Source organism: Paraburkholderia acidipaludis NBRC 101816, from assembly GCF_000684975.1.
GTDB classification, from domain to species: Bacteria; Pseudomonadota; Gammaproteobacteria; order Burkholderiales; family Burkholderiaceae; genus Paraburkholderia; species Paraburkholderia acidipaludis.
The window spans coordinates 117,487-136,234 of record NZ_BAXZ01000003.1 but is presented as its reverse complement, the minus strand read 5'-3'; the positions used below and the strand labels follow the sequence as shown (position 1 = coordinate 136,234).

The window sequence follows — 18,748 nt, the reverse complement described above, 5'->3', positions numbered from 1 at the left end:
GCGCGTCAGCCGTCGTTATGCCGCTAACGCTGCATCGATTCCCAGACCTTGTGCAGGCGCTTGATCGATACGGGCATCGGCGTGCGCAGCTCCTGGGCAAATAACGAGATGCGCAGTTCCTCCAACAGCCAGCGGAATTCGCCGAGCCGCGGATCGAACACGCCGCCGCGCTGCGACAGCGCGCGCTGATACTGCTGCTGCAGCGGCTGCAGTTCGGCGGCGAGGCGGGCGTCCCGGGCAGCGTCGGCGCGCAGCTTGTCGATGCGCAGCGCGATGCCCTTCAGGTAACGCGGAAAATGCACGAGCTGCGCGTAAGGCGTATCGAGTACGAAGCGCTTGCCGATCAGCGCGTCAAGCTGCGCCTGCATGTCGGCGGCGGCCGGACCGAACGCCTTCGCCTGCACGAGCTTCTTCGTCACCGCCGCATATTCGGCAAGGATCTGGCCCACGAGCCGCGCGATCTCTTGCGCGAGCAGCGAGAGCCGCCCGCGCCCTTCGTCGCGGCGCACGTGGAAGCTCGTGTCGTCGTCGGGGAGCGGATCCTGCAGGCAGGCGCGATCGAGCGCCAGCTCCACCAGTTGATCGCGCAGCTCCTCCTGCGTGGCGCGCGCCATGAAATGCATCGCCATCTCGCGCAGGCCCGGCAGGTTCTTCTCGAGGTAGCGCACCGGCTCCCGCAACTGCAGCGCGAACAAGCGCCGCAATCCTGCGCGATGGATGCGCGCCGCCTCTTCGGGCGAATCGAACACTTCCACGTCACAGTGCGTCCCGCGGTCCACGAGCGCCGGATAACCGAATAGCGTCTGCCCGCCGCGGCGGATCTCGAGCAATTCGGGCAGCTTGCCGAAATTCCAGGTCGTGAGGTTCTCGTAGAGCGCCGTGGCCGGCGATCCTTCGGCGGCGGGCGCCGTATGCGGCATCTGGGGCGCGTTGCCTTTGCCCGGCACCGCAACGGGACCGACCTTGCCCGGCTGCGGTTCCGCACCGCCGTCCTGCGCGCGCGTTTCGAGTGCCGCCAGCGCCGTCGCACTGGCCAGCTTCTGGAACTGCTGCTGCGCCTGAGCGCCCAGCTCCGCGCGCAGTTGCGCAAGATTGCGCCCCATGGCGAGCTGGCGTCCGTGCTCGTCGATCACCTTGAAGTTCATGAACAGATGCGCGGGCAGCGTCTCGAGCTTGAAGTCGGACGACTTCATCGCGATCTGCGTCTGCTCGCGCACGTCGGCAATCAGCGCTTCGAGCAGCCCGCCCGCGCCGAAACGCTCGCCGCCCGTCCGCTCGGCGAAGCCGGCCGCGTATTCGGGCAGCGGCACGCAGTGGCGGCGCAGCTTCTGCGGCAGCGACTTGAGCAGCAATTGCGCCTTTTCCTTGACCATGCCCGGCACGAGCCATTCGCAGCGCCGCGCATCGACCTGGTTGAGCGCGTAGAGCGGCACCGCGAGCGTCACGCCGTCGCGCGGCGAGCCCGGCTCGAAGTGATAGGTGAGCGCCATCGCGACGCCCGACATCGTCATGCGCTTCGGAAACAGTTCGGTCGTGACGCCCGCGGCCTCGTGGCGCATCAAGTCGTCGCGCGAAAGGTACAGGAGGCGCAGCTTGTCCTCGGGCTGCCCGCTCTTCTTCACCTCGTCGCGATACCAGCGCTCGAACGACGCCCCCGAATAGATCCCGTCGGGAAGCGCCTGATCGTAGAACGCGTAGATCAATTCGTCGTCCACGAGCACGTCCTGGCGCCGCGACTTGTGCTCGAGCTGCTCGATGTCCGCAAGCAGCTTGCGGTTGTGCGCGAAGAACGCGAGCTTCGTGTCGAACTCGCCCTCCACGAGCGCGCCGCGAATGAAGAGTTCGCGCGCACGCGCCGGGTCCTGCCGGCCGAACGCCACGCGGCGGCGTTGATAAACCGGCAAACCGTACAGCACGCCGCGCTCGAACGCGCTCACCTGCGCGGCACGCTTTTCCCAATGCGGCTCGGAAAGCGACTTCTTCAACAGATGCGCGCCGACCTTCTCCAGCCATTCCGGCTCGATCTTCGCGATGCAGCGCGCGTAAAGACGGCTCGTTTCAACGAGTTCCGCGGCCACGACCCAGCGCCCCGCCTTCTTGACGAGAGCCGAACCGGGCCATAGATGAAACTTGATGCCGCGCGCGCCGAGGTAATGCGGATCGTCGTCGGCTTTCAAGCCGATGTTGCCGAGCAGGCCCGTAAGCAGTGCGTGATGAATCTGCTCGTAGGTCGCTTCCGATTCGTTCAGCCGCCAGCCGTGTTCGCGCACCACCGTGAGCAGCTGCGAGTGGACGTCGCGCCATTCGCGCAGCCGCAGATGCGAAAGGAAGTTCGCCCGGCACGCATCCACGAGTTGCCGGTTCGACTTCTTGTGCGCCACCGCTTCTTCGAACCACGCCCAGATCTTCAGCCACTGAAGGAATTCGGAGCGCTCGTCGGCAAAGCGCCGGTGCGCCTGGTCGGCCTGCTCCTGCGCCTCGATCGGCCGGTCGCGAGGATCCTGCACCGAAAGCGCGCTCGCGATGATGAGCACCTCGCGCAGCGACTGCTCGTCGCGCGCGCCGAGGATCATGCGGCCCACGCGCGGATCGAGCGGCAGGCGCGAGAGTTCGCGGCCCAGCGGCGTGAGCGCATTGTCGTCGTCCACGGCGCCCAGCTCGTTGAGCAACTGATAGCCGTCCGCGATGGCGCGGCCGGGCGGCGGCTCGATGAACGGAAACGTTTCGATCGCCGTGAGGTGCAGCGACTTCATGCGCAGAATCACGGCCGCAAGCGACGAACGCAAAATTTCCGGATCGGAAAATTTCGGCCGCGAAAGGAAATCCTGCTCTTCGTAGAGACGAATGCAGACCCCGTCCGCGACGCGGCCGCAGCGGCCCGCGCGCTGGTTCGCCGCGGCCTGCGAAATCGATTCGATCTGCAGTTGCTCGACCTTGTTGCGGTACGAGTAGCGCTTCACGCGCGCCAGGCCCGTGTCGACCACGTAGCGGATGCCCGGCACCGTGAGCGAAGTCTCCGCCACGTTCGTAGCCAGCACGATGCGGCGCGCGTTCGAAGACTTGAACACGCGCTCCTGCTCCTGCGCGGAGAGCCGTGCGAAGAGCGGCAGGATTTCCGTGTGCGGCGGATGGTGTTTGCGCAGCGCCTCGGCGGCGTCGCGAATCTCGCGCTCGCCGGGCAGGAACACGAGCACGTCGCCCGGGCCTTCGCGGCACAGCTCGTCCACGGCGTCGACGATGGCGTCCATCAGGTCGCGGTCCGCGTTTCGCTGCGACTTGCCTCTTTCGCCTTTCTCGCGGCCCGTCGTGCCCTGCGCGGCCTTCACCGCGGGGCTGTCTTCCTGCACGGGCCGATAGCGCACCTCCACCGGATACAGACGCCCGCTCACCTCGATCACCGGCGCCGGCTTCTCCTCGCTGCCGAAGTGGCGCGCGAAGCGGTCGGCGTCGATCGTCGCGGAGGTCACGATCAGCTTGAGGTCGGGCCGGCGCGGCAGGATCTCCTTCAGGTAGCCGAGCAAGAAGTCGATGTTGAGACTGCGCTCGTGCGCCTCGTCGATGATGATCGTGTCGTAGGCCTTCAGCAGCGGATCGGTCTGCGTTTCGGCAAGCAAGATGCCGTCGGTCATGAGCTTGACCGACGCGCCCGGCGAAAGATTGTCCGTGAAACGCACCTTGTAGCCCACGACTTCGCCGAACGGCGTGCCGAGTTCTTCGGCAATGCGGCGCCCTGTGGCCGAGGCCGCGATCCGGCGCGGCTGCGTGTGGCCGATCAGGCCCGTGCCGCCCGCGCCGAGTCCGCGCCCCAGCGCGAGCGCGATTTTCGGCAGCTGCGTGGTCTTGCCCGAGCCGGTCTCGCCGCTCACGATCACGACCTGGTGACCGGCGATCGCGCGTGCGATTTCCTCGCGGCGGCCGGAAACGGGCAGCGCTTCGGGGAAGGTGACCGGCGGAACCGGATTGGGCTCGATCACGCGGCGCGCGGGACGCTCCCCGCGCTCCTTGCGTTCGTCGCTCGCGCGCGCAGCGCGTTCGGGATTTCGAGCGCCGCGCGCGGGCGCCGGCGTGGCGGCCGGCTCTTCCTTCGCCGAGCGCGGCGTTTGCGGCGCCTGTTGCGCACGCTTTTCCTGCACGCGCGCGCCATCCCGTGCGCCGCCGCTCACGAGCGCCGCAAGCCGCTCCGCGGACGCAGGTTTCTGAGCATCGCCATACTTCTGCGCCGCGCTTTTTTCCGGCGCGCCACCGTGCGCCGCGCCGGACTCGCCGCGTGTGTTGCTGCCCTGCTCCGACGCAGGTCTTTTGGGTACATTCGACATGGGGGCGCATTATAATCCCGGGCATGAATTCCCAAACCGACCTCGTCCCCACGCCCGCAGGCTCGCCGGCTTCCGTCGCAGCCGCGGATTCCGCTTCGCAGGAAGTGGCACAGCACGCGCAGTTCGTCGACTGGATGCGATCGGTCGCGCCCTACATCCATGCCTTCCAGGGCAAGACGTTCGTCGTCGGTTTCGGCGGCGAGGTCGTGCACCAGAATCTGCTCAACGCGCTCGCGGCCGACATCGCGCTGCTGCAGGCCATGGGCATCCAGATCGTGCTCGTGCACGGCTCGCGCCCGCAGGTCGAAGAGCAGATGAGCCTGCACGGCGTGGAGTCCGAGTTCTCGCACGGCATGCGCATCACGAATGCCCGCGCGCTCGAATCGGCAAAGGAAGCGGCCGGCGAAGTGCGTCTCGACATCGAGGCCGCGATCAGCCAGGGTCTGCCGAACACACCCATGGCGCACGCGCACATCAGCGTCGTTTCGGGCAATTTCGTGACTGCGCGCCCGGTCGGCATCCTGGACGGCGTGGACTTCCAGCACACGGGCGTCGTGCGCAAGATCGACGCCGACTCGATCCGCCATTCGCTCGCGAGCCGCAAGCTCGTGCTGCTTTCGCCGCTCGGCTTCTCGCCCACGGGCGAGGCGTTCAATCTCTCGATGGAAGACGTGGCCTCGGCGGCGGCGATCGCGCTGCGCGCCGACAAGATCATTTTCCTCACGGAAACGCCGGGCCTCAACGACGAAGAAGGCGAATTGATCCGCGAAATGTCGCTCGACGACGCCTACAAGCTGCACGAAGGCGGCACCGTGCTCGGCGACGCGGGGTTCTACCTGAAGCACTCGATCCGCGCCTGCCGCGGCGGCGTGGGCCGCGCGCACATCCTGCCTTACGCGCTCGACGGCAGCCTGCTGCTCGAACTGTTCCTGCACGACGGCGTGGGCACCATGATCTCGTACGAGAACCTCGAGAGCCTGCGCGAAGCGACGCCCGACGACGTCGGCGGCATCCTCACGCTGATCGAGCCGCTCGAAACGGACGGCACGCTCGTGCGGCGCGGCCGCCACCAGATCGAGCGCGACATCGACCACTTCTCGGTGATCGAGCACGATGGCGTGCTGTTCGGCTGCGCGGCGCTGTACGCCTATCCGCAGGAGCGCATCGGCGAGATGGCGTGCCTGACCGTCGCGCCCGAAGCGCAAGGTTCCGGCGACGGGGAACGCCTGTTGCGCCGGATCGAGCAGCGCGCCCGCGCGCGCGGCCTCACGCGCATTTTCGTGCTGACGACCCGCACCGAGCATTGGTTCCTCAAGCGCGGCTTCGTCAAGGCCACGGTCGACGACCTGCCCGAAGACCGCCGCCGACTCTATAACTGGCAGCGCAAATCGCTCGTGCTGATGAAGCAGCTCTGAGCGCCGCCGCCCCCATACGACTACAGGAGAAGCACAGCATGGCCCGTATGATTCAATGCGCGAAGCTCGGCAAGGAAGCCGAAGGTCTCGACTTTCCGCCGCTGCCGGGCGAACTCGGCAAGCGCATCTACGAAAACGTCTCGAAAGAAGCCTGGCAGGCCTGGCTGAAGCAGCAGACCATGCTGATCAACGAGAACCGCCTGAACATGGCCGACCCGCGCGCGCGCCAGTACCTCATGAAGCAGACCGAAAAGTTCTTCTTCGGCGAAGGCGCCGACCAGGCGTCCGGCTACGTGCCGCCGACCGAGGGCTGATTTCCCCCTTCGGCCTTCTTCACGGGCTACCCCAAAGCGTAAGAATCCGCGCCAGGTGCGCGGATTTTTTTATGCATTTACCGGATTCCAGCCGCCGCGCGAAATCGGCGCAATCCCCCGCCACACGGGGCCTGCAGCGCGCCGCCGCCCCCCGCGACGCCCGGGCCGTTTGCGCGATCTTCCGCCATCGTGCTATCATGTCGCTTCGTTCAACAGGCTTTAGCCATCAATTGCGTTCAATTTAACGTGCAACCTGTGCGCCCGGATTGAACGTTTTCATACAAAGAGAACAGACCGCCACGCGGCCGTTCTTTTTCGTTTCAGCGGCGCTTTACAGGCACGCCCGTGCCCGTCCAGCGTCCTCATGCACCCTGCCCCCCATGCCAGGCCACGCAGGTGCAACGCTTACGCACAATTCGCCCGAGTGTCGTTTCGCGACGCATCGGCACGCCTGTCCCCATCACGCCGTAGCACGCGTCACGGGAAGGCACGCCTTTTCGCGAAACCGCACTCTCCCGGCAAAACCGTGGCGGACCGCTCGCGCGGCCCCCGCAGTCATTGGAGATGCACACCGTGACCGCTTCCCTCTCCGGATCCGCAGCCTCGTCCGAACTTCAACTCGACGACATCACGATCGTCGATAAAACTCTTCTCAAACGCGCCGTGGGCGCCATGGCGCTCGGCAACGCCATGGAATGGTTCGACTTCGGCGTGTACAGCTACATCGCCGTGACGCTCGGCCAGGTGTTCTTCCCCTCGAGCAGCCCCTCGGCGCAGCTCATCGCAACTTTCGGCACGTTCGCCGCCGCGTTCCTCGTGCGGCCGATCGGCGGCATGGTGTTCGGCCCGCTTGGCGATCGCATCGGCCGCCAGCGCGTGCTCGCGATGACGATGATCCTGATGGCCTGCGGCACCTTCGCGATCGGCCTGATCCCCTCGTACGCGTCCATCGGCATCGCTGCGCCCGTGCTGCTGCTCGCCGCGCGCCTCGTGCAAGGTTTCTCGACGGGCGGCGAGTATGGCGGCGCGGCCACCTTCATCGCCGAATTCGCCACCGACAAGCGCCGCGGCTTCATGGGCAGCTTCCTCGAATTCGGCACGCTGATCGGCTACGTATTCGGCGCGGGCACGGTGGCGCTGCTCACCGCGACGCTCCCGCATGCGGCGCTGCTCGACTGGGGCTGGCGCATCCCGTTCCTGATCGCGGGGCCGCTCGGGCTCGTGGGCCTTTACATCCGCCTGAAGCTCGAAGAAACGCCGGCGTTCAAGCGCGAGGCCGAGGCCCGCGAAGCCGACGAAAAAGCGCGCCCGAAGATGACGCTCGCTTCGCTCGTGAAGCAGCATCTGCGCCCCTTCCTGCTGTGCGTGGGCCTCGTGCTGATCTTCAACGTGACCGACTACATGGCGCTCTCGTATCTGCCGAGCTACCTCTCGGCGACGCTGCACTTCAGCGAGACCTGGGGCCTTTCCCTCGTGCTGATCGTGATGGTGCTGATGATGCCGATGACGCTCGCGGCCGGCCGCCTGTCCGACGCGATCGGCCGCAAGCCGGTGATGCTCGCGGGCTGCGTCGGGCTCATCGTGCTCTCGATTCCCGCGCTCATGCTGATCCAGACCGCGGCGGTGCTGCCCGTATTCTGCGGACTCCTGATTCTCGGCGCGCTGCTGTCGTGCTTTACGGGCGTGATGCCCTCGGCGCTGCCCGCGCTGTTCCCCACGCCGATCCGCTACGGCGCACTCGCCATCGGCTTCAACGTGTCCGTGTCGCTGTTCGGCGGGACCACGCCGCTCGTCGCCGCGTGGCTGGTAGACAGCACCCACAACCTGATGATGCCGGCCTACTACCTGATGGGCGCGGCCGTGATCGGCATCGTCGCGGTACTCGCGCTGCACGAAACCGCGCGCCGCCCGCTGCCGGGCTCAGCACCTAGCGTGGGCACCAAGGCGGAAGCGCACGCGGTGCTGCGCGGCGTGCGCCTCGCCCGAGAACTCGAGGAAGAGGAGGAGCAGTACCCCGCCGCCGCGGTGCGGGTCTGATCAGATCAGATGGGTGTGCTCGACGCTCGGGCCACCCGGGTTTCCGATCGTCAACATGGCCGCCGTCACGGGCAATCTGAACCGCCGCGGCCCCGCACTGCCCGGATTCACGTAGAGCACGCCGTCACGCGTCTCGCACGACGGCTTGTGGGAATGGCCGCTCACCACGAGCGCGATCCCCTCCCGCGCCGGATCGCCGCGGAAATCGGGCAACTCGTGCACGACCGCGATCTTCACGCCGCCGATCTCGAGCGCGGTTTGCGCCGGCAGCGATTCCGCCCATGCGCCGCGATCGTTGTTGCCGCGCACGGCAGTCAGCGGCGCGATCGCGGCAAGCGCGTCGAGAACCGCCTGATCGCAGATGTCGCCGGCATGAACGATCGCGTCGCAGCCCTCGACGAAACGCAGCAGCTCCGGGCGCACCAGATTGTGCGTATCGGAAACCAGGGCGACGCGAAGCGGAATTCGTGAAGACATGTTCGGGGCGCAAGGGCGAAGCGGTTGGACACACGCGCGATTATCGCCGACAGCGCCGGGCCAGCGACCCGTCTCAGGTCGCCTCGCCCTCCGCGCCGAAATACACGGCGACCCAGATGGTCTGCGCCGACTTGTCGGTCCACGCAACCCGGTGCCGACAATGCGCCGGAATATGCACGTAGTCGCCGGGCAGCATCGGTCGTCTCGCGCCGCCCTCCGACTCGAACTGCAGCGCGGCAGCGCCGGTCAGCAGCACCACCCATTCGTCGCGAGGATCGTCGTACCAGAATTCCGCGGGACTCACCTGCCCCGTCGAAACGATCCGCTCGATCACAACCCCGCTTTGCGCGACCAGCTTATCGACCCGTTCAGCGCTCGCTGCACGGTCGATGCCGGCAAACACGTTGCCGAATGCGCCGCCTCGCGCCACGTTCATGACAGCGGCCTCAAGCCGTCGAGCAGCGTGGGCACCAGCTCGCTCACGGTCGGATGCACGTGTATGGCGAACTGCAGCGTCGTGCAGGGCGCGTCGGCGGTCATCGTGTCGATGAAGGTATGGATCGCCTCGTCGCCCTCGATGCCGACGATCGACGCACCCAGTATGCGCTTCGTCTGCGCGTTCACGAGCACCTTCATGAAGCCGTCGGTTTCGCCACGCTCGCGGGCGCGGCCGACGCGCGACATCGGCATGGTCGCGATCAGCGCCGGCAAGTGGCGCTCGCGCACCTCGCGCTCGCTGAGCCCCACGCGCGCGAGCGGCGGATCGACGAACACCGCGTAGGCCGGAATGCGCGTGTCGGCGCTGCGGCTCGCGCCGTCCAGCAGGTTGGCGGCAACGATCTGGAAATCGTCGTATGAGGTGTGCGTAAACGCGCCGCGTCCATTCACGTCGCCGAGCGCCCAAACGCCTTCGACATTCGTGCGCAACTGCCCGTCCACCGGAATCAGGCCGTGTTTGTCGCGCACGATGCCGGCAGCGTCGAGGCCGAGGTCGTCGGTGTTGGGAATGCGGCCCGTGGCGCACAGCAGGTGCGAGGCGTCGAGCAAACCCTCGTCGAGCGCGATGCGCACACCGCCGCCGTCGAGCGGCGCGACACTGCGCGGTTCGGCGCCGAAGCGAAATTCCACGCCTTCCCGTGCCAGCACGTCCTGCACCGCGCGCGCCACATCGTCGTCCTCGCGCGAAAGCACCCGCGAACCGCGCACGAGCACCGTGACCCGGCTGCCGAAACGCCGGAAAATCTGCGCGAATTCGAGCCCTATGTAGCTGGCGCCCACGATCGCGAGGTGCGACGGCAGCGTGTCCAGTTCGAGGATCGTGGAATTCGTTTCGTAACGGATACGCTCCACGCCCGGAATCGAGGGAATCAGCGCGCGCGTGCCGGTATTGATGAAAATCTCCGGCGCTTCCAGTTCCTGCGTCTGCCCACCCGCCACCTCGACGCGCACCGCGTGCGGCCCGACGAAGCGAGCATGACCCTGAAACACCGTCACATTGGGCGCCTTGCGCAGCCATTGCTCGACGCCGCTGCGCGACGCGCCGATGATGCTGTCCTTGCGCGCCTTCACGAAGGCGAGATCGACGCGCACGTCACCCGGTTGCCTCGCGCCCTCCACGTGTACACCGTACGCGGCCGCATGACGCGCGACATGCGCGGCACGTGCGCATGCGACGTAGGCCTTCGTCGGCGTGCAGCCGACATTCACGCAGGTTCCGCCGAACGACGCGCGCTCGATCACCGCTGTCTTGCGACCGCGCTTGCCCAGCCGCACCGCGAGGGGCGGGCCGCTCTGCCCCGTGCCGATCACGATCGCATCGAATCGTTGTGCCATGCCGCCTCTCCTTCGTGACAGCGTGAAATCGCGGCTTCCTCGCGCTGCGCCATTCGCGCTTTGTGCCGCTTCACCCTCTCGCACCATATTACGCCGGCATCGCGGCACGCCTGTGCGAACAGGTCCGCACGATACCCCTCAAACGGGGGCGCTGTTGCTCGCTGTTGCTTATTGGAAATCAGGGGAAATCGGGAAAAAAAGAGCCGTCGCGCAACGCGAGACGGCTCGGTAAGTGACGTCACAACAGCAAACGGGCAATGCTGCCGCGCGTCGGGGGATCGGTGTACTGCGGTGTATGGCGATGGCGGCCCGTTACGGTGTTTTCCGATGTTGCGTCCCGGAAACTCGCGGATTCAGTGAACGCATTCGCCCTGAGAGCACGCAATCAGCGCGCGCGAACGCTGCAACGCGACGCGCGCGCCCCGCGTGGCGACCAGCAATCCGACCTGGCTGAGATTGAAGTCGACCGCCACCATCATCTGCATGAGGTCCACCATAGGCAGTACCCACACAGGCTGATAAAGCTGTCGTTCGATGAAGGATTTCATGATGGCTCCGGCTGCTCGCCATCGCTTCCTACGGAACGCTATGGCATTTCGATGAATGTCATTTTAGGAATACGGCCCCTGCCGATAAATAGCCTGGAAATGAAGTCACTTGTCGCCACAGGCGAATAATCGCCGCACGGGGCTGGCACGACATTGCGGCTATCGGCGCCATAGCCATAGTCCGGCGTTTGACGCGAGACGTAGTGGTGGGCAAGCCAACTGCTCAGGATCCCGCATCAACATCCGAAATTAGCCAGCACTCCGAACACTGACTGCACCCTCGAAAACCGGGCCGAATGCTCCCTGAATGCACCCCGAGCGCACCTTCAAGCGGCCGTGTCGATCTGTCGCGCTTTTTCTTCCCGATGATTCAGCACAACAAAGTTACAGTCGTTTGCAGACGTCCCGTGTGACGCGACGCGGCATTGCTGCGACGCAATGCGACGCCTCGCTCCGGGGCTGCGTCGCGCAGCGCCGCGCCAGCAAAGGCGCTATGCACTGGACTCCGTATGCTCAGGTTACCGAACCATTACGCAGTACGCATTTAAAGGGCTTTTTTCGCGCCGCATGTGCTGCGCTGCATCGCCGGGAAACTCCTGGATTCACGCGCCTCGCGTGTGAGCTAGTCTTGATCGCTAAAGGAGACGAAATCATGAGACAAGCATTCAATGTCGGCGTCGTCATCATCCTTGCACTCCTCGTCGCGAACCGGGTCATCACCCGCGTAGAGGCGCACGGCGGTAGTTCGCTCACCTGCGCGCAAGGCTCCCTGCTCGTGAAGGCCGAGGCGCTGGCGCGCGGCTTCACCGAACTGGGCGCGCGCAGCCAGGGCGAGAACTTCATGTCGAACTGCCTGGTTTCCGGCCAAGGCCAGGTCGGCGCTCACGTCGCCCACGACTAGAGCGCCACCCGCCTGACGAGTCGCCTTAAGTGGCGTCGTGGCGGTTTCTCGCGCCACGACGGGCAGGCTTGTCGAGTCGTTTCGCTAACCGGCAGCGGTGCCGGCCATTCTTGGGCGTCTGGATGATGCCCAAGGTACTTTGCTTGCGCATCGTCCGTCGGGCAGCCGCCCAGGGCTACACGCTCCCACCGCCGCCGCGCCTACCGCCCTACCTTGGCCTAACTTGGGCCGATCCTTGCTGGCAGCGCCCCCCCGGCGTTCTTTCCGGTTGCCAATGCCGCGGGGAGGCAGCGACAATGCTCCCGGTATCCGGGGGAATTCATGAAGAAACGCATCCTGTGGGCAGGGCTCAGTGTGCTGGCAGCATGCACGTCGGTCACCGACGTAAATTCAAGACAGGATGGACATCTGACACTCACGAGCCGTGCGCGCTGGGACATGGTCTCCTGGAACCGCGTGCGCAGCGCTGGTCTCAAGGAAGCGCAGGCCTATTGCCGCAAGCGCCGCAAAGAGCTGCACACCGTCGAGATACACAGCGAAGGGTTACGCGGCGTGACACCGCAAACCGTAGAGGTAGTATTCGACTGCATCTGAGCCAATGCGGGGAAAGGCCGCCAGCTGTGCCCGCAACGGCCCATTTCCCGCTTTGGCGAAATAGTTTGTTGTCGTTCTCCCCAGTACCCAATTCGCATGGCCGGACTACACTGACGAAACATTTTGTTACGTCTTCACCGGGTTCGGATCATGTTGACCGCATTCTTCATAGCGTGCCCGTTCGGTATCGTGGCTCTGTTCGGCTTCGCCAAGCTGATCAATCCGCGCACCGGACAAATCGGCAGCCGTTGACGGGCTGATAACCCTCACCTTCCGCCGGCTCATGCGCCAGCCTGGCTGCTGGCCCCCCGTTGCTTCGCCCACAGCGGGCGCAAGATCGCCGGCGTCGAACCAGGCCCAGCACCCAGGCGTACTGGAGCGGGTCCGGACTTCACCCGCTCTTCGTTGTCCCCCTCACCCCACCCGATTCCCTGCAGCCTGTGCGACATCCCAAGCGCTGCCGACTTCATGAAGCGCGCAAAGCGGCCCGGAGTTATCTTGCGACCGGCGCATCCGTCGACCAAAGCTCGCCTTGCGCCGGTGCGTCGGGCAGGTTGAAGACGACGGCTCTCGCACCGTTGGCGGCAGCGTCGATATGCATCACCTTGATGCGCGTGCCGGGCTGCAGTGTCAGGCACGCCCCGGGGCTCTGAGCCGCCGAAGCCCCCTGATTGCCGGCGGAAGGTGCGGCAGCCCGACCGCCGGTGGGGCACGCCAGGATCGTCGACGATATCGCATAGGTGCCCCCGGCCTTGATCGAGACGTTGCCGGAATCGAGCCATGAGGCGCGATATTTGAGCCAGAAAAGCAAGGCAACCCCGAGCACCGCGGCCGCCAACACTTTCATCGAAACACTGGATTTCATGACCTGCTCCCAAGATGCCCCGTTATGCCCCTGCTTTTCATGGCAGTCAACGGGGAGTAAACAACGCGGCGAGGCGCAAACCCGGGCGCCGCGCAAGACAAAAGCCCCGGCATGGTAGGCAACCACGCTGGGGCTTTCGGGCAATCTCGTAGACATCCGGACAACGGATGGTGCCGGGGACCGGACTCGAACCGGCAAGCCGTGAGGCGGCGGATTTTCGTCACACCACGTCTTTCGACGCCGCACGCCGAGTCTGGGCGCGCGTTCGTGCGCTGGACTATGCCTTCGCCGTAGCATCACACCGCGTTATACGCCGCGCGAAGCCCCAGGCGCCCCCCGTCTAGTCTCTACACCTTCCACGCCGCCGCACGTCGCGCAGCGGCGGGCTTGGCTCGGCGTTGCCTCGGCGCCGCGCACGCACGGCCCAGGGGGTTCGCCGAATTTGAGGGGTTCTGCACCGGTCGTTTCCGGCCGGGCACTCAATCTCTCTTTAAGTCCGCTATGTTTACCAATTTCATCACCCCGGCAAGGGCGGACGGGATTCTACCATTGCCCCGCCCCCTCCCCAAGCGCGCGAGGTCATCGCGCGGTCACACGTGCTTTCCATAATCGGCCCGTCGAAAACGTGTACGACGTTCGGGGCCGCCAGCATGACGCCAACCATCAAGGATGTCGCCGCACACGCCGGTTTCTCGATCGCCACCGTTTCTCGAGCGATCAACGCGCCGCATACGGTCAATCCGGCCACGCTCGCGAAAGTGCGCGAGGCCGTCGAGACGCTCCGGTTCCGCCCAAGCCCGCTCGGCCGCCAGCTACGCGGCGAGCGCACGCGGCTTGTCGGCGTGGTGCTGCCGACGCTCGCCCATCCCGTCTTCGCCGAATGCCTGCAGGGCATCGACGAACTGGCCGCCGCCGCGGGCTTCCGGCTCATGCTCACGACCACGCAGTACGACACCGGGCGCGAGCGCCGCGCAGTCGATATGTTGCGAGCACAACGAGTCGAGGGCCTGATCCTCACCGTGGCCGATGCGGACTCCCACCCGCTGCTCGACGAGCTCGACGCAGACGGCCCGCCCTACGTGCTCATGCACAACGACACGCAGCACCGCCCGGCGGTTTCGGTCGATAACCGCGAGGCAGCCAGCGACGGCGTGCGCATGCTGATCGCGCACGGGCACCGCCGCATCCTGATGCTGTCGACCCCGCTCCCGGCCTCCGACCGCGTCCGCCAGCGTCACGCAGGCTACGTGCATGCCATGCAGCAGGCGGGCCTCGCCCCGGAGCCCATGCTCGAAATCGACACCGCTGCCGACGCACTCCCGCCCTCCGTGCTCGCGCGGCTCACGAACGGTGCGCGGCGTCCCACCGCCCTCTTCTGCTGCAACGATCTGCTGGCCATGGTCGTGATGCGCGGCCTGCGCCACGCGCGGGTGCGTGTGCCGCAGGAGATGTCGATTCTCGGCTTCGACGGCCTCGCGATGGGCGCGCTGCTCGCTCCGCCGCTCGCGAGCATTGGCACGCCGAACCGCGAGACAGGCCGTATGGCGTGGCGGCAGTTGACGGCATCCATCGGCGGCGAGTGCACGGGCGCCGCGCCGCGGCTCGTGCTGCCGCACACGCTGTGCGAGGGCGGCACGATCGCCGCCATCGCCAGCGCGCCCCTCGCCGATGTCGCCCATATCACGCACATCGCGCACCTCGCGCGGGTATCGCACGAAGACGGCGAATTCGAACTCCCGTGACGCTCCTGCCGGGCCCTGCGCGCTCGCGTAACATAAAGCTGCCGCCACCCGTCATTCCCTTCGAGAGGCTCCCATGCTGCTCGCCCAGATCAGCGACCTGCACGTCAAGCGACCGGGCGCGCTCGCTTACCAGCGCGTCGATACCGCCGCGCGTCTTGCGCAGACCGTCGCGCGGCTGAACGCGCTCGTGCCGCGCCCGGACGCCGTGATCATCACCGGCGACCTCGTGGACCAAGGCTCGGCCGACGAGTATCGGCACCTGAAGTCGCTGCTGGCAGCGCTCGGCATCCCGTACTGGCTGCTGATCGGCAATCACGACACGCGCGAGGCGCTGCGCGAGGTGTTTCCCGAGCGGGACGAGCTGCGCACGGGCGGCCCGTTCGTGCACTATGCCGTCGATGTTGGGCCGCTGCGTCTCGTCGCGCTCGACTCCCTGCAGCCGGGCCAGAGCGCGGGCATGCTGTGCGCGGCGCGGCTGGCGTGGCTCGAGCAGCAGCTCGATACCGCACGCGGACGGCCGGTGATCGTCGCGCTCCATCACCCGCCGTTCGATAGCGGCGTCGACACTCTGGATGCGATCCGCCTCGATCCGCAGGCGACCGCGGCGCTCGAAACGCTCGTCGCGCGGCATCCGAATGTCGAGCGCGTCATGTGCGGCCACGTGCATCGCTCGATGTTCGTGCGCTTTGGCGGCACCGTCGCTTCGGCGGTGCCCTCGCCCGCGCATCAGGTCACGCTCGACCTCGCGCCCGGCGCACCTTCGAGCTTCACGCTCGAGCCGCCCGCGTTCGCGCTGCATCGCTACGATCCGCAAGGCGGACTCGTCACGCACCACGTCTACGTCGACGAATCGGACGGTCCTTATCCGTTCCGGGAGCCGCTCCAGGCGCCGGTTATGGAACCATCAGGCGGCCTCTCGGGCAACCCATCAGGCAACGTCGGCGCCTGACACGCCAGCTATCCGGACCAGGCCGCCCCCTACCTGCGCGCCGCGGTCCGGCGTCAGCACGATCCGACATGCTCCGGTATGATCGGCACCCTCGAATGCAGTCCGCCGTTGCCTTTGTGTCTTGCCGGGCGCCGCCCGCTCCTGCTCATGTCCACACCCGACTCCACCACCACCGCAGCCGATAGCCCGTCGCTGCGCGGCCTGCTGCTCCTGCTCGCGACCATTGCCGGCGTCTCGGTCGCGAACATCTACTACAACCAGCCGCTTCTCGACGACTTCCGCAAGTCGTTCCCCTCGGGAGCCGCCTGGATCGGCGCCGTGCCCTCCGCCACCCAGTTGGGCTATGCCGCAGGGATGCTGCTGCTCGCTCCGCTCGGCGACCGCTACGACCGCCGGCTCCTGATCCTGCTGAAGATCGCCGGCGTATGCATCGCGCTTTTCTTCGCGGCCACGGCGCCCACGCTCGGCGTGCTGATCGGCGCAAGTCTTGCCATCGGCGTGCTGTCGACCATCGCGCAGCAGGCCGTGCCCTTCGCCGCCGAACTCGCGCCGCCCGAAGCGCGCGGCCATGCCGTCGGCACGGTCATGAGCGGGCTGCTGCTCGGCATCCTGCTCGCGCGTACGGCCGCCGGCTTCGTCGGCCAATACTTCGGCTGGCGCGCCGTGTTCGGCGCCTCGATCGTCGCGCTGCTCGTGCTGGCCGTCGTGATCGTGCTCAAACTGCCGCGCAGCCAGCCGACCTCCCGGCTCGGCTACGGACGGCTCCTCGCTTCCATGTGGCACCTCACGCTCGAACTGCGCGGGCTGCGCGAGGCGGCCCTGACCGGCGCATGCCTGTTCGGCGCATTCAGCTTGTTCTGGCCGGTGCTCACCCTGCTGCTGGCCGGCGCGCCGTTCCATCTCGGGCCGCAGGTTGCGGGCCTCTTCGGCGTCGTCGGCGCGGCGGGCGCGATGGCCGCGCCCTGGGCGGGCCGGTCCGCAGACCGGCGCGGACCGCGCTCCGTCATCACGCTGTCGATCGCGCTCATTGCGCTCGCCTTCGTGATCTTCGCGTTCTCCGGCAAGAGCCTCGTCGGGCTCGTGATCGGCGTGGTGGTGCTCGATATCGGCGTGCAGGCCGCGCAGATATCGAACCAGTCGCGCATCTACGCGCTGCGTCCGGAAGCGCGCAGCCGCGTCAACACCGTCTACATGGTCGCGTATTTCATCGGCGGCGCGACCGGCTCCGCCGTCGGCGCCGCCATGTGGCACGCGTTCGGCTGGATCGGCGTGTGCGTGGCCGGGCTCGCGTTTACCGCGCTGGCCGGCTGGATTCACGCCAGCACGCGCCCGCGCGCCGCCTGAAACGCCCGCGCGGCGGGTCAGGGGCGCGAGCCACACCCCGCGCGACAACCCTGCGGATCAGGCAAAAATGCCCGGGCACGCTACGTGCTGGGCAGGCAATCTCTTGACCACGGTGGAGATCGCTCATGAAACGCCTGATTGCCCTGCTGCTCGTTGCCGCTTCGGTTGGAGCGCTTGCCGCATGCAATACCGTCGCGGGCGCGGGCGAAGATATGTCCGCGGGCGGCCACGCCATCACGAATAGCGCCGAGCAGGCGAAGTAGCGCACGCGGGTGGCCGGCGGCCGGCGTAAGTCTGCGGGTGCCTGTCAAGCGCCGCGGCGCCGGTCGTCGAACACGAACGAAAGTCCCACGCTGCCGAGTATCAGCACGGTCGCCACGATCGTGCCGGTGGTCACGGGCTCGCCCAGCAGCAGCGCGCCCAGCGCAACGGCCACGACCGGATTCACGTACATGCAGCTGCTCGCGACGAGCGGACTCGTGTGGCGGATCAGGTAGCCGTAGGCAACATAAGCCGCCATCGTGCCGATCAGCATGAGATAGAGGAACGCGACGGCCGGCAGGAAATGGAGCGGCATCATGCGTTCGCCGCTGACCCACGCGATGAGCGTGGAAATCGCGCCGCCCAGCCCGATCTGCAGCGCCGTGGCGAGGAACAGATCCGAAGGCAGCTTGAGCCGCCCGGCGAGGTGCGCGCCGATCGCCCAGAACAGCGCGCCGGCCAGAATCGCGAGACAGCCGCCCGCGGTGCCCGACGCGCCGCCGCCATGGCTCAGGATGCCGATACCGGCGAGACCCAGCGCTACGGCCAGCCACTCCGCTCTCGCGACGCGGCGGCCCGTGGCGGCCGCGATGATCGTCGCGAAAAGCGGCACCGTGGCGACCATCACGGCCGCCGTGCCGGTGCCCACGGTGCGCATGCCGTACGCGAGCATGCCGCTCGACAGCCCCACGAGCGTCGTCCCGACGATGCCCGCATTACGGACCTCCATGAGCGTCGGCGTGACGGGACGGCGACGCATGGCGAACACGAAGAGCCCGATGCCGGCCAGCAAATTGCGCAGGCCCGAAAGCAGCAGCGGCGGAAACGAGCCGAGCGCCACGTGTACGGCGAGGTAGGTCGAGCCCCACACGAAATAGACGACGGCCAGCGAAAGCGCGACGCGGCCGCCGCGCGATTGCGGCAACCGCACGGCGCGGCAGAGCCGCCACACGGCACCGGCGGCGGACATCAGAGGCCCTGCAGGCAAACGGGGCGGCGTGGTCATGGCGTCGCGGAAGAACGCGACGCGCACACCTTGGAGCCGCGCAAACGCACTGCGAGGCGGGTGGAACTCGACGGCATGTTGGAGTGGCGAAGAAACGGTAGTGCGCGGCCCGCAGCACGACGGCAAGCGGGTGCGGCGGCGACGGT

Annotated in this window: 16 protein-coding genes; 9 read left to right on the top strand and 7 right to left on the bottom strand. The window is 66.9% G+C overall.

Annotation, left to right across the window (positions count from 1 at the left end; translation table 11 throughout):
• Window positions 1–23: 23 nt before the first annotated feature.
• Window positions 24–4,316, bottom strand: coding sequence for an ATP-dependent RNA helicase HrpA (hrpA, locus tag BAC01S_RS03265; protein ID WP_084168163.1), 4,293 nt, complete (start codon window positions 4,314–4,316; stop codon window positions 24–26).
• A 23-nt stretch (window positions 4,317–4,339) separates the two neighbouring features.
• Here hrpA and argA point away from each other — a divergent pair, with 23 nt between their 5' ends.
• From argA to proP, 3 genes are all read left to right on the top strand, one after another.
• A complete protein-coding gene (gene argA, locus BAC01S_RS03260) occupies window positions 4,340–5,731 on the top strand; it encodes an amino-acid N-acetyltransferase (RefSeq protein ID WP_027793466.1) in 1,392 nt (463 codons plus the stop codon).
• A gap of 38 nt (window positions 5,732–5,769) precedes the next feature.
• Entirely contained in the window at window positions 5,770–6,045 is a 276-nt protein-coding gene (locus tag BAC01S_RS03255) for an oxidative damage protection protein (protein WP_027793465.1), read from the top strand.
• A 564-nt stretch (window positions 6,046–6,609) separates the two neighbouring features.
• Window positions 6,610–8,082, top strand: a complete 1,473-nt coding sequence (gene proP / locus BAC01S_RS03250; RefSeq protein ID WP_027793464.1) for a glycine betaine/L-proline transporter ProP — start codon at window positions 6,610–6,612, stop codon at window positions 8,080–8,082.
• Here the strand turns inward: proP and BAC01S_RS30195 are convergent, their stop codons facing one another.
• From BAC01S_RS30195 to BAC01S_RS03230, 4 genes are all read right to left on the bottom strand, one after another.
• Entirely contained in the window at window positions 8,083–8,559 is a 477-nt protein-coding gene (locus BAC01S_RS30195; protein ID WP_043201039.1) for a metallophosphoesterase family protein, read from the bottom strand.
• 73 nt (window positions 8,560–8,632) lie between these two features.
• On the bottom strand, window positions 8,633–8,995 hold the full coding sequence (locus BAC01S_RS03240; RefSeq protein ID WP_027793463.1) for a cupin domain-containing protein: 363 nt from the start codon (window positions 8,993–8,995) through the stop codon (window positions 8,633–8,635).
• A complete protein-coding gene (locus BAC01S_RS03235; protein WP_027793462.1) occupies window positions 8,992–10,392 on the bottom strand; it encodes an FAD-containing oxidoreductase in 1,401 nt (466 codons plus the stop codon). The genes BAC01S_RS03240 and BAC01S_RS03235 overlap by 4 nt, the downstream gene beginning before the upstream one ends.
• A gap of 353 nt (window positions 10,393–10,745) precedes the next feature.
• Complete coding sequence (locus BAC01S_RS03230) at window positions 10,746–10,940, bottom strand: hypothetical protein (RefSeq protein WP_027793461.1); 195 nt, start codon at window positions 10,938–10,940, stop codon at window positions 10,746–10,748.
• A 652-nt stretch (window positions 10,941–11,592) separates the two neighbouring features.
• Here BAC01S_RS03230 and BAC01S_RS03225 point away from each other — a divergent pair.
• Window positions 11,593–11,841, top strand: a complete 249-nt coding sequence (locus tag BAC01S_RS03225; protein WP_027793460.1) for a hypothetical protein — start codon at window positions 11,593–11,595, stop codon at window positions 11,839–11,841.
• Between the two features lie 321 nt (window positions 11,842–12,162).
• Window positions 12,163–12,435: a hypothetical protein gene (locus BAC01S_RS33610; protein WP_084168162.1), complete on the top strand. Its 273-nt coding sequence runs from the start codon at window positions 12,163–12,165 to the stop codon at window positions 12,433–12,435.
• A 493-nt stretch (window positions 12,436–12,928) separates the two neighbouring features.
• Here the strand turns inward: BAC01S_RS33610 and BAC01S_RS03215 are convergent, their stop codons facing one another.
• Window positions 12,929–13,426, bottom strand: a complete 498-nt coding sequence (locus BAC01S_RS03215; protein WP_156954292.1) for a hypothetical protein — start codon at window positions 13,424–13,426, stop codon at window positions 12,929–12,931.
• 524 nt (window positions 13,427–13,950) lie between these two features.
• Between BAC01S_RS03215 and BAC01S_RS30190 the strand changes: the two genes are divergently transcribed.
• From BAC01S_RS30190 to BAC01S_RS03195, 4 genes are all read left to right on the top strand, one after another.
• Complete coding sequence (locus BAC01S_RS30190) at window positions 13,951–15,042, top strand: substrate-binding domain-containing protein (RefSeq protein WP_043201036.1); 1,092 nt, start codon at window positions 13,951–13,953, stop codon at window positions 15,040–15,042.
• A gap of 73 nt (window positions 15,043–15,115) precedes the next feature.
• Window positions 15,116–15,991, top strand: a complete 876-nt coding sequence (locus tag BAC01S_RS30185) for a phosphodiesterase (protein WP_043201034.1) — start codon at window positions 15,116–15,118, stop codon at window positions 15,989–15,991.
• Between the two features lie 147 nt (window positions 15,992–16,138).
• Window positions 16,139–17,335 (top strand): MFS transporter, encoded by a 1,197-nt coding sequence (locus tag BAC01S_RS30180; RefSeq protein ID WP_043201171.1) that lies wholly within the window; start codon window positions 16,139–16,141, stop codon window positions 17,333–17,335.
• A 125-nt stretch (window positions 17,336–17,460) separates the two neighbouring features.
• Window positions 17,461–17,598: an entericidin A/B family lipoprotein gene (locus BAC01S_RS03195; RefSeq protein WP_027793458.1), complete on the top strand. Its 138-nt coding sequence runs from the start codon at window positions 17,461–17,463 to the stop codon at window positions 17,596–17,598.
• A 44-nt stretch (window positions 17,599–17,642) separates the two neighbouring features.
• Here the strand turns inward: BAC01S_RS03195 and BAC01S_RS03190 are convergent, their stop codons facing one another.
• A complete protein-coding gene (locus BAC01S_RS03190; protein ID WP_043201031.1) occupies window positions 17,643–18,566 on the bottom strand; it encodes an EamA family transporter in 924 nt (307 codons plus the stop codon).
• Window positions 18,567–18,748: the final 182 nt, after the last annotated feature.

What these genes read in the sequence shown, in the direction of transcription:
- argA (WP_027793466.1), top strand. Translation starts at nt 4,340, where the DNA reads ATGAATTCCCAAACCGACCTCGTCCCCACGCCCGCAGGCTCGCCGGCT.
- hrpA (WP_084168163.1), bottom strand. Translation starts at nt 4,316, where the DNA reads ATGTCGAATGTACCCAAAAGACCTGCGTCGGAGCAGGGCAGCAACACA.
- BAC01S_RS03190 (WP_043201031.1), bottom strand. Translation starts at nt 18,566, where the DNA reads ATGTCCGCCGCCGGTGCCGTGTGGCGGCTCTGCCGCGCCGTGCGGTTG.
- BAC01S_RS30180 (WP_043201171.1), top strand. Translation starts at nt 16,139, where the DNA reads ATGTCCACACCCGACTCCACCACCACCGCAGCCGATAGCCCGTCGCTG.
- BAC01S_RS33610 (WP_084168162.1), top strand. Translation starts at nt 12,163, where the DNA reads ATGAAGAAACGCATCCTGTGGGCAGGGCTCAGTGTGCTGGCAGCATGC.
- BAC01S_RS03240 (WP_027793463.1), bottom strand. Translation starts at nt 8,995, where the DNA reads ATGAACGTGGCGCGAGGCGGCGCATTCGGCAACGTGTTTGCCGGCATC.
- BAC01S_RS03230 (WP_027793461.1), bottom strand. Translation starts at nt 10,940, where the DNA reads ATGAAATCCTTCATCGAACGACAGCTTTATCAGCCTGTGTGGGTACTG.
- BAC01S_RS03195 (WP_027793458.1), top strand. Translation starts at nt 17,461, where the DNA reads ATGAAACGCCTGATTGCCCTGCTGCTCGTTGCCGCTTCGGTTGGAGCG.
- BAC01S_RS03225 (WP_027793460.1), top strand. Translation starts at nt 11,593, where the DNA reads ATGAGACAAGCATTCAATGTCGGCGTCGTCATCATCCTTGCACTCCTC.
- proP (WP_027793464.1), top strand. Translation starts at nt 6,610, where the DNA reads ATGCACACCGTGACCGCTTCCCTCTCCGGATCCGCAGCCTCGTCCGAA.
- BAC01S_RS03255 (WP_027793465.1), top strand. Translation starts at nt 5,770, where the DNA reads ATGGCCCGTATGATTCAATGCGCGAAGCTCGGCAAGGAAGCCGAAGGT.
- BAC01S_RS03235 (WP_027793462.1), bottom strand. Translation starts at nt 10,392, where the DNA reads ATGGCACAACGATTCGATGCGATCGTGATCGGCACGGGGCAGAGCGGC.
- BAC01S_RS30195 (WP_043201039.1), bottom strand. Translation starts at nt 8,559, where the DNA reads ATGTCTTCACGAATTCCGCTTCGCGTCGCCCTGGTTTCCGATACGCAC.
- BAC01S_RS30185 (WP_043201034.1), top strand. Translation starts at nt 15,116, where the DNA reads ATGCTGCTCGCCCAGATCAGCGACCTGCACGTCAAGCGACCGGGCGCG.
- BAC01S_RS30190 (WP_043201036.1), top strand. Translation starts at nt 13,951, where the DNA reads ATGACGCCAACCATCAAGGATGTCGCCGCACACGCCGGTTTCTCGATC.